We start from the raw sequence: 16,047 nt of genomic DNA, 5'->3' as shown, positions 1-16,047 counted from the left end.
ATTTGATTCTAAAAATATTTGCAACATAATTAATTGCATATAACCCAGCAATCGTCACAACTAAAATAATTAATAAATTCGTATCTTTATTCGCAATCGCATGGTCAATCGTGTATTTACCGATTAAAATAGGTGCGATTAACCGAACCGCAGTTGTCAATAACACCATAATAATCGCAAGTGGTAATAGATTCTTAGAATATGGTTTCATATATGCTAGTAATCTGAACATTTGCTTCCAGTTAAACGGTTTTTCGATTGCTTGATCAGTTGAATAATGGAAGCGATGTTTTATATCTTGTTTTTTTTCCTGTGACACTTAATCTCACCTACCTATCCGACTTGTGACTGTAGGACCATTTTTTGATCCTTATATTGAATTTCATAAATACGTTGATATGGTCCTTCATTTTTCAATAATTCCTCGTGGGTTCCACGTTCCACTACTGCCCCATTTTCTAAAACGAGAATTTCATCGGCATGTTTCAAGGAAGAGATTCGGTGGGCAATGATAAATGTAGTGCGACCTTTCATAACTTCCTTTAAATCCTGTTGAATACTAAATTCTGTTTCCATATCGACCGCACTTGTGGCATCATCTAATATTAAAATACTTGGGTCAATGCAAATCGATCTGGCAATTGCAATCCGTTGCTTTTGGCCACCTGATAATCCCATACCGCGTTCGCCAAGCATCGTATCATAGCCCTTTGGAAGCTCCATGATGAAATCATGCGCTTGGGCGCGCTTTGCAGCATCGATAATTTCTTCCATAGACGCATTAGGTCGACCGTACGCAATATTTGCGCGAATCGTTGAAGAGAACAAGAACGACTCTTGCATCACAAAACCGATATTACCTCTTAAAGTTTGAATAGAATAATCGGAAACATCTCTGCCATCAATTAATACATTCCCTTTTACCGGCTCATAAAATCTCGTCATCAGTTGGGTAATACTTGTTTTTCCTGAACCAGTAGCCCCAATTAAGCCAATCACCTTGCCAGGTTCAGCTGTAAATGAAATCGATTCAAGCGCTGCCTCGTCTTCCTCCGTATATTTCAAGGTGACATCTTTAAATTCAACATGTCCTTTTAATCTTTCTTTCGTGATAACATCATGACTGTCAGTAATTTTTTCATCTGCTTCAAGAATTTCTAAAAGTCGTTCTCCAGAAGCTTTTGCTTGCGAAAACATATTAATAATAAATCCTAGGTTCATGATTGGATTAAGTAAGTACCATACTAAACTAAAAAAGGCGACAAGTTCACCATGTGAAACTGCACCATCAATAACTAAATATCCTCCATATGATAGAAGTGCAACAACACAGACATTTCCGATAAACTCCATTAACGGGAAAAATTTTGCCCAAATACCAGAAGTCGCTAGCGTTACATCACGATAACCTTCATTAGAAAGATTAAACTTATTGATTTGAAATTCTTCACGTGAAAGTGATTTAACTGTATTTATTCCACTAATATTTTCTTGTACATTTGTATTCAAGCGACCAAAGGTTTTTCGCACCTTACGAAAGGCTGGGTGGACCCGTTTGTCAAAGCGATACACAACAATTGCTAAAAACGGCAAGGCCATAATAGTCACTAAAGTTAATGGAACTGAGTAAGAAAACATAACCATTAAACTGAAAATAATTAAAAGGGTAAAACGAAGTAATTCAGCAAATCCAAAAGAAAGGAAGAATCTAAAACCCTCAACATCAGCAGTTAAACGTGACATGAGATCCCCTGTTTTCGCATTATCATAGTAGCTAAATGATAATCGCTGAAGCTTTTCATATAATGCATTTCTTACTTTATATACTGTTGTTATTCCAAATAAGTCCCCAAGATATTGGTTAAAATATGTAGCTACTCCCTTTATAATCATGATTGCAACGAAACCAATGGCTAGATATGGTACAAGCTGATAATTCCCCGCCCAGAAAACTTCATCAATTGTTAACTGAAGGACAACCGGGTAAACAACTGTAATACCTGTCACAAAAATCATTGCAAATAATGACCAGAAAAAATACTTTCGATATGGCCAATAAAATTCCTTTAATTTCTTAAAGGTCTCCATAAAACTCCCCCCTTGGTGTTTCCAAAAAACGTTAACGTAACATTTAATATATCGGTTTTCGAAATAAATTACTAGTGCATTTTCTGAAAATGTTAAATTTTTTCTATAAAAGATTAAAAGAATACAACTCAAAAAGACTAGGTGGTTTACCTAGTCTCGTTTCTTTGTCTATCTACATTTACGCTTGTCCTAAACGACTTTCTAGTTCCTGACAAACCTCGTCAGCAGACAGTCCATTTGCTTCAATAACAGGTCCTTTCATGACAGTATCAGCCATACCCATCACATTCGTATCTAGACCTGTAACAACGCAAGCGTCACAGTTTTGTGCATCACTTTCTTGTTTTAGCGGAACAACTTCATAGCCTTTTTCTTGAAGAGCCTGCTGAACATTTGTTAAAGAACCTTCAACTCCAATTTTCGCCATTAATCATCCACCTCCTCATATATGTAATTTGTCACAATCAGACTTTGATTATTCTACATATATGAACAAATGTGCAAGCGCCTTGAAGTTGAAACGCCTACTAAAACCTGCCACGTCCTGTGGCAAACGTAGACGTCAGCACATCCTGTGCAAGTCTTGTGACCTCGAGGGGCTACGCGCTGGAACTAGACGTAGAAAAACAATGTTATAAAGTATCTATATTCTCTTTGATCATTTCGACAAACGCTTGAACTTGCTTAAGTTCAAATGCATAATCATAGCCAACAAGCCATGTATCACGTTTCATCGGTTCATTGTTTTCATTTTTTAACGGGATTTTATAGATATTCTTCATTTCTTCATTATTTAAAGTAACAGATGGCAATATTGCATATCCAATTCCATTTAAGGTCATTTGTTTGCATGTTTCAATTTGGTCAACTACGATTGTTCGGCGTGGTGTTGACTGAAAGGTACGATGCCACCATTCTTGGATTTCTTGATAATACGTTGAGTCACTTTTAAATTGAATAAACGGACGATCGGTTTCCCACACTTGTTCAATTTTTTGGATTTCTTTATCAACCATATACATCGTATCAGTTAATAAATGGTGTTTCGCCCCCTTCCAATCGGGTTTACCGCGAATGATTCCAATATGTACAGTGTCATCATAGAGATTTTTCAATATTTCACTACTCCAGCCGGTAATTAATGAAATTTTTGCATGCGGGTATTTATTCACATATTTTTTAAGAACCTTCGGAAGCCAATTTTGACCGATAATCGATGCACAGGCAATTTTAAGTGTCCCGTGCACTTCTTGATTTAGCCCTTGCAGCTGCTCCCTGATTTTTTCCTCTTTTTCTACAACCTCTTTTGCAAAATCAATAATCTTTTCTCCGGCTGGTGTTGGTGTTAACCCTTTTTGGGATCGTATAAAAATTTTTGTATTCCACGCCTTTTCAATCGTTTGAAGACGTTGAGATAACGCTGGCTGTGTCACGAATAAGCGTTCTGAGGCTTTTCGCATATTTAATTCAGATGCAAGCACAACTAATAATTGAAATTCGGAAAATTGCACACTTGTTCCTCCCTGACCTACGCATAAGTTTTACTTATAGTATAATTTATATGATACTACATTCCATGATTAACAGAAAAAAACCTCCAAATTGACATGGAGGAGTTTAAAAATTTATTTAATTTTAAGTTGCTTATTTAATTGTTTTAAGATTGCACGACGTGTAAAAATACCCTCAAATACTAATTCATCATTTTCTACACAAACAAATGGGTTATCAATGACTAACTGAAGGCCTTTAAAAACATTGTCATTAAAGTTCAATCTCGGAATCTCCCTGTTCATAACTTCTTCAACCTTCATTTTCTCTAGACGATCAAATTCAATTCTTTCTAATCCAAGGATCGAATCTAGGATATGGGTTGAGCTAATTAATCCGTGCAGCTTATACTTTGGGTCTAATACCGGAACGGCGGTATAACCGGTTTTCGTAAGGACTAAAAGTGCGTGTTCTAGGCTATTTCCAATTTGAACATGGGCAACTTTATCTGCAGGAATAAGCATTTCTTTGATTGTTGTTTCAAATAAATTTTCACTTTGAAGACCGAACATGTAAGCCTCACAACCTCACATCGTAATTATTTTCATATATTACCAGTTTGCTATTTTATTACTCCTCTTTTATCTTACCATAATTTTATGTGGATAACTTGTATTATTTAATGGAGTTTACTTAGAAGGACTTTATGAGGGAGAAAAGGCCCGGCAATGCGCCGAACCTTCACAAAATGGTTAGTTAATTAAATCAAAAATTTCAATTGCAATCATATCAATATTATCGAATTGATATGTTTTAGGCTTTTCCCCTTGCAGGTACACTTCAAGTTCAAAAGTACTTGTTTTGTTAAAATATTTTACACTGCACTTTCTTTCACCATTTACTTCAAAAAAACGTTGAGGGGGTTCCCCACCATTTGCATTTTCCTGAAGGCTTATAAGGCGAGATATAATTCCTTGTAACTGTGACATAAGTGCCTCTCCTTTCATGTACATGACCTTCTTTTAGGATTGAGCAATATCCATTCTTCTATCCACATTTTTCGAACGGAGTAATATTATCAGAATATTGTATTCAATACCTTTACATAACTACTATGTAACAATACAATAAAATTAGCCATGAAACAATAAAAAATTGGGAGGAAAACATGTCAAATCTTACACAACTAAATGAGCGAATATTTCTAATTGATGCACATGATTTGGGAAGGAACGCACGAACTGGTTCTTACATAATAAAAGAGGAAAAAATTACGATTGTTGAAACAAGTGCAAGTCCCTCAATCCCATACATTTTAGAAGGATTAAAAGATCTTGAAATTCATCCAAGTGATGTCGAGTATATCATTGTAACCCATATTCATTTAGACCATGCTGGGGGTGCAGGACTCCTGTTACAGTACTGTCCAAATGCAAAGGTGGTTGTTCATCCAAAAGGAGCTAGGCATTTAGCAGATCCAAGCCGTTTAATGGCAGGTGCAAAAGCGGTCTACGGTCAGTCCTTTGATTCTTTATTTGAACCAATTTTACCAATCCCTGAGGAAAAACTAATTGTGAAAGAAGATCAGGCAGAGCTAACGATTGGGACAAATTGTACACTTGTTTTTTATGATTCACCAGGGCACGCTAATCATCATTTCAGTATTTACGATCCTGTAAGTAACGGAATCTTTACTGGTGACACCATTGGTATTTATTATCATGAACTTGTAAAAGATGAAATTGATCTCTTTTTGCCTTCAACCTCACCCAACCAATTTTTGCCTGATGCTATGCTAAATTCTGCTGAAATGATTAAAGCTTTACAAGTATCTACTATTTATTTCGGACATTATGGAATGACTACAAATGTGAATGAGGTATATAGACAGATGTCTTTTTGGTTGCCGATCTTTGTGGATGCGGGGAAACAATCGTTTGCAGAACTTCCTTTAGCAAGCCCAAGTGAACATAAAGAGATGATCAAGGATTTAATTTTAAAAGAAGTTACTTCCTACCTTGATGAACGCCAAGTACCAAGGAATCATGACGTCTATGAAATAATGGGACTTGACCTCGATATATGTGCAATGGGTATTGTTGATTTCATGCTTAAAATAAAATAGAAATCCCATTGGGATTTCTATTTTTCCGTATTAGAAGAGTTCGTTGAAGCAGCCCGCTTGTAAAGGGGTGCGATTCTCCATTTCTAATAAGGAATATATTGTCGTTTTAAATGGGTTCCATGTTAAGAATGCAGTGTCCTTTTTAGCCGCTTCCTTTTGCCCGGTAGCCTCTTTTACAGTTGGGGCCTCTTCTTCCATGGCTAAATCAGTGATCAGCCAATTTGAATGTATTTGCTGAAGGGTGATGACCTCATAGTGATCTTTATAAGAAACTGGCCCTTCCTCGGGAGTTTTAAATAATTCATAGACAAAAATTTTATTTTCTTCCTGATCAAATAAAATCTTCGTTTCATCTGTATAGGAGTAAAACGGAATAAAGTATAGGGCAAAATCAGATCCATATACAATATAGCCTTCTTCTTCACTCATTAAATTTTCCTCTAAAAAAGTGGCAGCATAGTCACCATGAAAATACGGGGCGAGGATTTGCTGAACCTTATCATAAGTACGGAATTCTGATGTTAGTGAAGTTTGTGCCTGAAAGGCTTCTTGTAGCAGTGAAAATACCTGATCCCTTTTAAGTGGTTGATTAGATGATGCTGTAGCCGTTGGAACAGAAACGAGTCCGATTAAACAAATGACAATGAGTAATAGTACAATTCGCTTGTTCAAAATATCATCCTTCCCTTGCTAGTCTAGCATTGTACAAGTTATCATCATTTTAACAAGTTCTAGGATTTATATGGGTATCAATCGTTCGTTAAATAGTTGCAGATTTTGACATAATAAACGGAGTACAAACAATTAATTCAATAATCCAGTGAGAAAAAGAAAGAATTTTGCCAAAAAATAACCATAATAAAAGAAAGACCACATTCAGTGATCTTCCTTTGAGTTGTAATCTTATCAAATGCTCCTTGGCGTATTTGCGCCCAGATTTTTTCGAGCTTGATCGAAAAATTACCTTTGAAAATCTGTGGCATCCGTCTGAGGCTTTAGGCCCACACGATGTGGGTCACTCAGACGTTGCCACAGAAAGTGGCGTTATTAGTCTGAGTTCCATAATTTCAGCCGGGGTTAGAACCCCCGCTGAATTGGTTACTCTAATTGCATTCATCCCCCACTTAAAGAAGTAGGGGACATCTGCTGAATAAAGTTAAAATGGGTGCTGATTAAGCCATTGACCGCCATCCATTGTAATACATTCCCCATTCACGTATGCTGCATGATCGGATAATAGAAAATAGGCGAGTTCCGCGATTTCTTCAGGTTTTCCTAAACGTCCCAATGGCACACTTCCAAGAGTCCGACTTGCCGCTTCTTCGGATTCCCAAAGCTTTTCCGCTCCACCTGTACGTTCAATTGGTCCAGGCGCAATCGCATTGACGCGAATTCCATATTTACTTCCCCATTCAACCGCAAGCGTACGCGTCATAGATAAAACACCCGCTTTTGCTGCGGCTGAATGAATGACCCCAGCACCAGCACCCCAAGCGTATGTAGCGACCATATTAATCATACTGCCTTTGATTTTCTTTTCAATCCAGTATTTACCTACTGCGGAACTACAATAAAATGTACCATTTAAAACAATGTTGATGACGGCATTCCAACCATTTACTGATAATTTTTCGGCTGGACAAATAAAGTTCCCTGCAGCATTGTTAACAAGATAATCAATTCGACCAAGTGCTTCATCGGCCATATTAACCATATGTTGTGCATGCTCAGGTTCCCTTACATCCATTTGAACAATAAGAATCTGATCTGGAAAGGTCTCAATTTCCTTTTTCGTCTCTTCCAATTTTTCAACTGTCCGGCCAGTGATGACAACAAACGCTCCAGCGTCTGCAAACCTCTTTGCCATATACTTCCCCATACCACTTGATGCCCCTGTAACAATTGCAACTTTCCCCTTCATCCTAACGCCCCCTTTAAAATGAATGACTATTCATTTTTTATTATATCATAATCAAATACGCCAAGGCGTATTTGCGCCCAGAATTTTTAGGCCCACACGATGTGGGTCACAAAGACGAAGACATCAGGCCGTGGCGTTCTTAGTCTTCGTTCACCTTTATCAGGCTTTTACTGGCAATTGCTCTTTACGAGGGCTTAGTGCCAGTTAACACTGGAAAATTCCCTCTGAAAATCTGTGGCAACCGCCGGAGGCTTTAAATTTATTCAGTAGAAGTCAGAGACTTCTACTGAATAAAAATTTAATGTCTGTAATACATATTTAAAATCTATTTGAATATGAATATGCTACACTAGTCTTATGACTTCGAACGATTAAAGATAGGTTGGCGGTTAGGATGGCTAAAAAACTTACAAGACGACAATTTATGAAACGAGCCTTTGCTACTACTTCAACAGTTATTATTGCATCTTCTTTCGGATATTGGTATGCTCGTTATTTTGAACCGAAACAGCTAGAAGTTTCGAGCCATTTAATAAAGCATCCTGCCATTCCGAAGCAATTTCACAATGTGAAGATTGTCCAATTTAGTGATACACATGTTGGACATCATTTTACATTGGAACAACTGAAGAAAATTGTCGATAAAATAAATGATTTTAAACCTGACCTATTGTTTTTTACTGGTGATTTAATGGATGAGCCTAATAAATACGCTGCTACCAATCACCTTATTCCGATATTAGAACAATTAGAAGCACCACTTGGAAAATTTGCAATCTATGGAAACCATGACCATGGAGGCTATGGGTCGGAAATATATAAAAAATTGATGAATCAAACTGGTTTTACCCTATTAATGAATACCTCGGAGGAAATTCACATAGAGGATTCTAAGATTTCAATTGTGGGACTTGACGATGTAATGCTTGGTCGCCCTAATTTCGAACAGGCCTTTAAAGACGTCGATCCCTCTAGTTTTACCATTCTGCTTGCCCATGAGCCAGATATTGCCGAACGCGCGGAAGAAGTGGGAGCCCATATGCAATTATCAGGTCACAGTCACGGCGGCCAAATACAACTTCCTTTCTTCGGACCACTAATTACCCCACCGCTTGGTAGCATTTACTATGAGGGAGATCATCTCATTGGGCCTTCTGAGATGTTCCTATATGTCAATCGCGGACTTGGAACAACGAGACTGCCACTACGGTTTTTAGCAAAACCTGAAATCTCTATTTTCACATTAGTTTCTACCTAACAAAAAGAGGATGTCGCATTGACATCCTCTTTTACTGTTACATATTTTTTAAATAATGTTCAATCATTTCATTTTCTGGTATTGGCTTACTAAAGAAATAGCCTTGCACCTTGTGACAACCCATAATTTTGAAAAATTCTACCTGTTGTTCTTCCTCTACACCCTCTGCAATAACTGAAAGACCAAGGCTTTGTGCCAAGTGTATGATCGTTGTTGTAATGGCAGCATCCTTTTCATCGTGAAGGACATCCTTAACAAAGGACTGGTCAATTTTAAGTGTATCAATCGGAAGTTTTTTAATATAACTCAAGGAAGAGTATCCTGTTCCAAAGTCATCAACAGAAATACGTACGCCAATCTCCTTTAATTTTGCGAGAGTTTGCAAGGTTCTCTTCGGATCCTGCATTGCCCCTTCTGTAAGTTCAAATTCAAGACTTCCTGGATATATTTGATTTTGCTCGATATTTTGTTGAATCATTTTCACTAATTCTGGTTGCTGGAATTGCTTTGGCGACAGATTGATCGAAACTGAAATAGTTCCGTATCCGTTCTCTTTCCATTGCTTTAGTTTTCGGCATACCGTCTGAATAATCCATTTTCCAATCGATAAAATAAGACCGGAATCCTCTGCAATTGGAATAAATTCGGCTGGTGACACGAACCCAAGCACCGGATGCTTCCACCTTAGGAGTGCCTCGAAGCTCGTAACTTTATTTGTACTTAGATCCAACTGTGGTTGGTAATAGATCTCGAGTTCATTTTTCTCGATTGCTTTTCTAAGACCTGTCTCTAGAATCATCATGTGTGAAGTTTGTTTTTGTAAATCCGTACTATAAAACTGATAAAGCGACCTACCTAATTCCTTTGCACGATACAAGGCTGTATCAGCATTTTTTATTAATGTATCGCCATCTCTTCCATCTGTTGGATAGGTACTAATCCCGATACTAGCCGAAATAAAAAACTCCTTTTCTTCTAATAGGAAAGGTTTTTCAAAAGCTTGGTTCACATTTTGCGCGAAAGTTTGTGAAAGTTCTCTTGATGTGTTTGGTAGGATTACAATAAATTCGTCCCCACCTTGGCGGAATACTTTATAACCCTTTTGACTAATGGATGCTAATCTTTTTCCAACTTCTTTTAAAAGATGATCCCCAGCAACATGCCCCATAGAATCATTGAAAAATTTAAATCGGTCAAGATCAATAAACATCAATGCTAGAGTTTGGTTATTCTTTTCCGCTTCCTCTACTGCGTTGTCCAAGTCCTTCTTTAACGAACTGCGATTTGGTAACCCGGTAAGTTGATCATGATAAGCCATGTAGGTGATCATTTCTTTATCAGCCACTCTCGCAGAAATATCACGCGTAACACTAACGATAAATGTTATATTACCCATATCATCAAATATCGGAGTTAAAATAGATTCTCCGTGAACGACTCTATGATTAGCTAAAATAACAACATCCTGAAACGAGATTGGTTCTTTTTTCTCAAGAACCGATTTGTATTGCTCGTGCAGATGGGTCGCCGTTTCATTAGGCAACACTTCGTGAAGTGTTTTCCCAAGACTGGTACTGGTCAATTTCGCATGCCCCTTAGCCTCTTCGTTTAAGAAAACATAGGAAAAGCTGCCGTTATCTTCTACTTTCATAACATATATTAAATCCTTGATGTGTTTTAGGATTATTTCAAAGATGATCGCTTCGATTCTATCATCAAAACGGCTAAATTGATCATCCTTTAGGATGACATTGTTCATTCTGTTCATGATACCATTCCCTATTTACATGTAATAGTTATATCTTCTGCATATATTGACAAAAAACCTTTATTTTTTCAAGAGTTATTTTGATATATCAATTTGTTAAATTCTATGAATCCGATACATGCTAGATGAATTTGTCAAAATTCACTACTAACAGTATAATAAAAGATAGAAAGGAGAGAAAGTATGAAAAAACAGGTAAATCAAGCCCCGCTTGAACCAAATGTGGACAACCTTGCTCGTGCCATCTTTGTTGTGAACCGACACGCTAAAACGGCGCCAAACCCAAAATTTTTATATTTACTTAAACGAAAAGCATTAGAAAAGCTTATATCAGAAGGAAAAGCCAAAAAAGAAGGACTTCATTTTTCCAGAAACCCGAAAAACAGTCAACAGCAATCCGATGTCTTAATTTCTGCCGGAGATTATTATTTTCACATGCCTCCTACAAAAGAAGACTTCTCTCGCCTACCACATCTTGGACAATTGAATCAAACATATCGCAATCCAAAAACCTATCTATCACTTTCTCTAGCTAAAAACCTACTGCAGCAATACGTTGGACTTGAAGAAAAAACAGAGAATACAGGGCGACAAAACAAACGAACCTACCAAAAACCCGTATTCAAAAAACTAGGAGAAAGTTATCGATGATTAGAAAGACGGATGGCTTCTTGAGCTAGAAATGGAAAAATTAAAAAACCAGGTATGTACCTGGTTTTTTAATAAAGGTAATTTAAGGCTCGTTGATCGGCTAAATTCGTATCAATTGGGCAATCTTTCGAATCTCTTCCGTATTGCCATACCCACACATTTGCCTTGCATTTTGGTGATTGTGGTCGAAAGATGGGCGCATTCCGTTCCTTCGACACCCCAGGTTCAGGTTCAGCACTCCATAATATTGTTTGGATGGCTATCTGATTATTTTTTCGAACAGCCTCACAATATGCATTCGAAAAATCACCTTCCATTGGATCATGGTAAATACCTGGACGATAGCCTGTTGGATTAATGGACTCAACCCACCCACGAATCCAGGCTTCATCTACAGCAAAAAAGCGCTCGATATTCGCAAATATGGCTACCTCATTTGGGATGCTGAGACGTCTTGCATTAAACACGGCATTTCTTGCGGCAAGTTGCCCTTTCTCAAAGCTAGTTGCATCAGAAAAAACATTATAGATAGGCAAAACCTTAATTCCCCGATTTCGTATAAATAAAATTTCCTGTCTTGTTAAGCCATGTGAAACATTTGGCACATCACTTAAATATCTGCCCCAAAATTTCGGATTTCCAAATTTGCTTTTCACACATGTATATAATTCTTCATCGACTGTAGCCGCCGAATCCACTCCCCACACATATCTAGGCATTTACACAACTCCTTAATACACGTCTAAAATCAAATGCACCTTGGCGTATTTGCGCCCGTTTTTAAGCCTACGTAAAATCATGCTCTCCATTTATGGATTAATTGATTGTTTTCTCCTTTCGCAAAGACATCAATTCGGTGGCGATTCCATGAGGCTGAAGATGGTTCTGAAGTTAATGTTCCGCCAAGATCCTCCCACTCATTCCACCCTGTGCCATCCCAATTTTTCAGATATTGATGATTATCTGTGCCTTTTACGAATACATCTAGATGATTAGGTTCTCTTGAAGATGCAGCTGGACTTGAGGTTAATTGGCCACCAAGGTCCTCCCAATTACTCCAATTCGCTCCATTCCAATACTTGTGATAAAGCGCTCGATTTTCTCCCCTTGCAAAGACATCAATTCGATTGGGTCCCCATGAAACGGCGCCAGGTGCTGACGTAAGTACACCGCCTAAGTTCTCCCAATCACTCCATTCCTCTCCATCCCAATATTTATGATAAAGATTGCGATCCGTACCCCTTCCAAATACATCTAGACGATTTTCTCCCCATGATGCAACTGCTGGTGATGACGAGAGCACTCCGCCTAAATCCTCCCAATCACTCCATGAGGAACCGTTCCAATATTTATGAATTAAATGATTATTATCCCCACGCGCAAAAACGTCTACTCTTCCTGGCCCCCATGATATAGCGGCAGGTGATGATGTAAGAGCCCCACCGAGATTCTCCCAATCTGTCCATCTTGATCCATCCCACATCCGGTGATAGAGGACCCGATTTCTTCCACGTACATAGACATCTAATTGGTTTCTTCCAGGCACCGCAACAGAAGGTCCTGATGTTAAGTAACCCCCGAGATCCTCCCATTCGCTCCAATTCTTTTCAGGTGAGTAACCAATATTTTCATAGGTGAGTCGAATAATCCCCTTAAATATCCTTTCTAGTACCCGCTCTGGAATTCGATAAGGCGACAGCACGGCAAAGATCCAATTGGATTGATTTCGAAGAGCCTGGTAAGTCTGATTTACTTTTTGATCCAGAGAACCTGAAAATTGATTTTGCGTTATAACTGTGAACATGACGAGCTGCATGGCTATATACTGTGACACTCTTCGGTTGACATTATATTCTGCCAATTCATTATAATGGGGTTTTAAAGATTTCCGTACCTCTTTCCATACATTTTGAAATTCCTCTGTTTGCCGTGTTTGATTTTCTGGTGTGTAAGGATTTATATAATAAGACTGTGGGTAGCCATTGATCGGATAATACGGGTTATAATATTGTGGAACTGCCCTGTTATATGGATTTATTTGATATCCACCATATGGTTGATTCATAGCAGGTACCTCCCTTTTTTATTCAAATGCGCCTTAGCGTATTTGCGCCCAGATTTTTCGAGCCTGCTCGAAAGTTTCCTTTGAAAATCTGAGGCATCCGCCGGTGGCTTTTAACTTTCCTTAGCAGGGGTCGACCCCTGCTAAGGAAAGTTAAAAAGTCCTCATATCATACTATGATACTTTTTAGGAAAGTAACCCATTTTTTCATATTCCCACTTACCTCAATGTTTTCCACTCTTATTTGTTCTGATATATCTAAATTTTCTAAAAAATACTTTACTTTTTACTGTTTTCCCTTCATAATAGAAAGACAACTAGACGATGCATTATTTTCCTATAATAGCATGGCTCTAGTTACGCTTATCAAGTAAACGGCGTTTTTTTACAAATAAGCGAAAAATTAAAAGGAGTGATTACGTAATGGACCATTTGAACAAAGAGCAAAAAAATGAAGTAGTTGTTATTCCTCAAACGCCTGATGATGAAATGTATGAGAAGGTAGCAGAAATGGTTCTCATCCAATCACAGGCCTCCTTTAAGAAAGAACAATTACTAAAACAAATTGATCAGTCACTAATTGACCGAGATGAAACATTATTTATGGAACTTTCAAAACAATATAATATGTTACTATCCAAACATAATTTTTTACAATAACCAATTGGCTAGTGCGAGATGCACTAGCCTTTTTAATTGCAATGTGCAAGGCGCCTGGAGCTGGACATAAGAAAATAAAAACAGTGTAGCCTTTTGTGCTACACCGTTTCGTTAATTCGTGGAAGCTTTATCTCAAAGGTTGTACCTTCATTTTCTTTGCTATCCACCTTAATTTCTCCGTTATGATTTTCGATAATATTATAGCTTACCATTAGCCCAAGTCCTGTTCCCTTTTCCTTCGTTGTATAAAAAGGCTCCCCGATTCTGTCTAGGATGGATTTTGGAATTCCACAACCCTCATCTATAAATAAAATATAGATTGAGTCGTTTGTCACCATTGTGCGAATAAAGATCGTGCCGCCATTTTCCATCGCATCGATCGAATTTTTGATAAGGTTGATAAAGACTTGTTTAATCTGATTTTCATCACATGTAATAATCGAATCTTCATTCAAAAAGTCAATATTGATTTGAATATTTTGAAGGATCGCCTGTGTTTCAAGGAGTGTCACAACATCACGTAAAATAGTCCGGATATCCTTATTTTTGAATTTAATTTCCGATGGCTTTGCCAGTAACAAAAGCTCACTTAAAATTAATTCAATTCGATTTAATTCAGAAAAAATAATATCAAAATAATTCTGTTTCCCTTGGAACTCATCGTTAAACAATTGTAAAAATCCTTTAATAGCGGTTAATGGATTTCTAATTTCATGGGCAATTCCTGCCGCAAGTTGACCTGCAATCGATAGTTTTTCAGATTTAATCATTAATTCCTCTGCCTTAATACGGTCAGAAATATCACGGATAATGACTTGAACTGCAGATTCCCCGAAATATGTAGTCGGTATTCCGATTAATTCGGTAAAAATTTGCTTTCCTTGGAATGTATACCATGATTGCTTACTGAAATTTACTTCCTTCTTTTCAGAATTTACGATTTCAATGAAGTTCCTCACTTGATCATGATTTTCTGGATGAAGGAAGGTATAAATATTTTTCCCTAACATTTCTGTATAACTGTTAGCCCCAAAGGTTTTGACACCAGAATCATTGATAAACACCCAATTATTTTGATAAATGACTGCGATCGTATCAATTGAATTTTGAATAATTCGTTGATAGCGTTCTCGACTTCTATGGATAATATCGTGGAATGACTTACGCGATGAAATATCATGTAAGACAATATACTCATATATCTCGTCCTGAATATAGATTGGGACTTCCTTCACTTCAACGTACATTTTTTCGTTGTTTTGTTTCTTCCATTTTTGTTCGATAATCCCTAAACGAAACCCACTTTGGAGTTGCTCAATTCGTTTAGCCATAACTTCGTGAAATTCTTCGTCTATAAACTGATAAATCGTGTTGCCGACTACCTCATGAGGATGTTGAATTTCTAATAAGGAAGCCACTTCCTTGTTCAAATAAACGATTTTACCTAATTTTGCTATGATAATTGGAAATGGAGCTTCATCTATTAAAATCGGTGCATCTACTAACCTATTATATTGAAGGCTCTCATCCTGAATAATCGACGATAATAACGAATTAGGGCTGATCTCCTCAGAAATCAAGTTATTTGCTGGCTCCACTAACAGGTTCATTTTTAATAGGATTTCTTCATATTCGCAAGACTCGGAGTAATAGATAGGCTCAACAATTGTTTCGAACCAGATAATATCATGATTTGTTTTTAACACTCTCAATGCACATGCTGCTTGCTGTTTATTGAAAAAATAACTTTCAAGCATGAACCTGTCATCTTTATGGATAATATTTTTAATCGAATTTCCAATCAGCATGTCTTTTGTATAGCCCAAGATATCTTTACAGTTGCTAGAAACATAAAGGATTTGACCATTTATTGTTACCGTTATTACGAGATTGACCGATGATGGTGTTACAGCTAAATGTTCTAGAGCACTTTTCCGATTTCCAATTTGCATATATTGAACCCCCTTCCTCTCCATCACTTGTTTTGAAACTTGTATATGAAATTCGAAGTATTTTTTAAATT

The 16,047-nt window shown here is 37.3% G+C and carries 15 protein-coding genes and 1 pseudogene; 4 read left to right on the top strand and 12 right to left on the bottom strand.

Annotated elements, in window-relative coordinates; genetic code table 11:
- The 6 genes and pseudogenes from V7147_RS00635 to V7147_RS00610 all read right to left on the bottom strand — a co-directional run.
- Nucleotides 1-319, bottom strand: a pseudogene (locus tag V7147_RS00635) (ABC transporter ATP-binding protein); the annotation flags it as partial.
- Between the two features lie 14 nt (nt 320-333).
- On the bottom strand, nt 334-2,088 hold the full coding sequence (locus tag V7147_RS00630; protein ID WP_335365929.1) for an ABC transporter ATP-binding protein: 1,755 nt from the start codon (nt 2,086-2,088) through the stop codon (nt 334-336).
- Between the two features lie 178 nt (nt 2,089-2,266).
- Complete coding sequence (locus V7147_RS00625; RefSeq protein WP_335365928.1) at nt 2,267-2,515, bottom strand: YkuS family protein; 249 nt, start codon at nt 2,513-2,515, stop codon at nt 2,267-2,269.
- Nucleotides 2,516-2,720: 205 nt separating this feature from the next.
- Entirely contained in the window at nt 2,721-3,599 is an 879-nt protein-coding gene (locus tag V7147_RS00620) for a LysR family transcriptional regulator (RefSeq protein WP_335365927.1), read from the bottom strand.
- A gap of 114 nt (nt 3,600-3,713) precedes the next feature.
- On the bottom strand, nt 3,714-4,151 hold the full coding sequence (gene cbpB / locus V7147_RS00615) for a cyclic-di-AMP-binding protein CbpB (RefSeq protein ID WP_335365926.1): 438 nt from the start codon (nt 4,149-4,151) through the stop codon (nt 3,714-3,716).
- Between the two features lie 180 nt (nt 4,152-4,331).
- Entirely contained in the window at nt 4,332-4,568 is a 237-nt protein-coding gene (locus V7147_RS00610) for a YkuJ family protein (RefSeq protein WP_229140578.1), read from the bottom strand.
- 179 nt (nt 4,569-4,747) lie between these two features.
- Between V7147_RS00610 and V7147_RS00605 the strand changes: the two genes are divergently transcribed.
- Nucleotides 4,748-5,704, top strand: a complete 957-nt coding sequence (locus V7147_RS00605; protein WP_335365925.1) for an MBL fold metallo-hydrolase — start codon at nt 4,748-4,750, stop codon at nt 5,702-5,704.
- A 30-nt stretch (nt 5,705-5,734) separates the two neighbouring features.
- On the opposite strand, the gene V7147_RS00600 is transcribed toward V7147_RS00605, so the two are convergent.
- A complete protein-coding gene (locus V7147_RS00600) occupies nt 5,735-6,376 on the bottom strand; it encodes a DUF3993 domain-containing protein (protein ID WP_335365924.1) in 642 nt (213 codons plus the stop codon).
- A gap of 484 nt (nt 6,377-6,860) precedes the next feature.
- Complete coding sequence (fadH, locus tag V7147_RS00595) at nt 6,861-7,625, bottom strand: 2,4-dienoyl-CoA reductase (protein ID WP_335365923.1); 765 nt, start codon at nt 7,623-7,625, stop codon at nt 6,861-6,863.
- 394 nt (nt 7,626-8,019) lie between these two features.
- Between fadH and V7147_RS00590 the strand changes: the two genes are divergently transcribed.
- Complete coding sequence (locus V7147_RS00590) at nt 8,020-8,883, top strand: metallophosphoesterase (protein ID WP_335365922.1); 864 nt, start codon at nt 8,020-8,022, stop codon at nt 8,881-8,883.
- Nucleotides 8,884-8,920: 37 nt separating this feature from the next.
- On the opposite strand, the gene V7147_RS00585 is transcribed toward V7147_RS00590, so the two are convergent.
- Entirely contained in the window at nt 8,921-10,651 is a 1,731-nt protein-coding gene (locus V7147_RS00585) for a sensor domain-containing protein (RefSeq protein WP_335365921.1), read from the bottom strand.
- A 183-nt stretch (nt 10,652-10,834) separates the two neighbouring features.
- Here V7147_RS00585 and V7147_RS00580 point away from each other — a divergent pair, with 183 nt between their 5' ends.
- Entirely contained in the window at nt 10,835-11,302 is a 468-nt protein-coding gene (locus V7147_RS00580) for a YkyB family protein (RefSeq protein WP_335365920.1), read from the top strand.
- Nucleotides 11,303-11,370: 68 nt separating this feature from the next.
- On the opposite strand, the gene V7147_RS00575 is transcribed toward V7147_RS00580, so the two are convergent.
- Complete coding sequence (locus V7147_RS00575) at nt 11,371-12,021, bottom strand: glycoside hydrolase domain-containing protein (protein ID WP_335365919.1); 651 nt, start codon at nt 12,019-12,021, stop codon at nt 11,371-11,373.
- Between the two features lie 77 nt (nt 12,022-12,098).
- Nucleotides 12,099-13,367, bottom strand: a complete 1,269-nt coding sequence (locus V7147_RS00570) for a sialidase (protein WP_335365918.1) — start codon at nt 13,365-13,367, stop codon at nt 12,099-12,101.
- Nucleotides 13,368-13,787: 420 nt separating this feature from the next.
- On the opposite strand from V7147_RS00570, the gene V7147_RS00565 reads away from it, so the two are divergent.
- Nucleotides 13,788-14,024, top strand: a complete 237-nt coding sequence (locus V7147_RS00565; RefSeq protein WP_335365917.1) for an IDEAL domain-containing protein — start codon at nt 13,788-13,790, stop codon at nt 14,022-14,024.
- 98 nt (nt 14,025-14,122) lie between these two features.
- Here V7147_RS00565 and V7147_RS00560 read toward each other — a convergent pair whose 3' ends face one another.
- A complete protein-coding gene (locus V7147_RS00560) occupies nt 14,123-15,976 on the bottom strand; it encodes a PAS domain S-box protein (protein WP_335365916.1) in 1,854 nt (617 codons plus the stop codon).
- Between the last annotated feature and the right edge of the window lie 71 nt (nt 15,977-16,047).

This window comes from Bacillus sp. JJ1521 (assembly GCF_036965165.1).
Classification (GTDB): Bacteria; Bacillota; Bacilli; order Bacillales; family Bacillaceae_L; genus Ferdinandcohnia.
The sequence above is the reverse complement of the archived record's forward strand: the minus strand, read 5'-3'. Positions and strand labels throughout refer to the sequence as shown.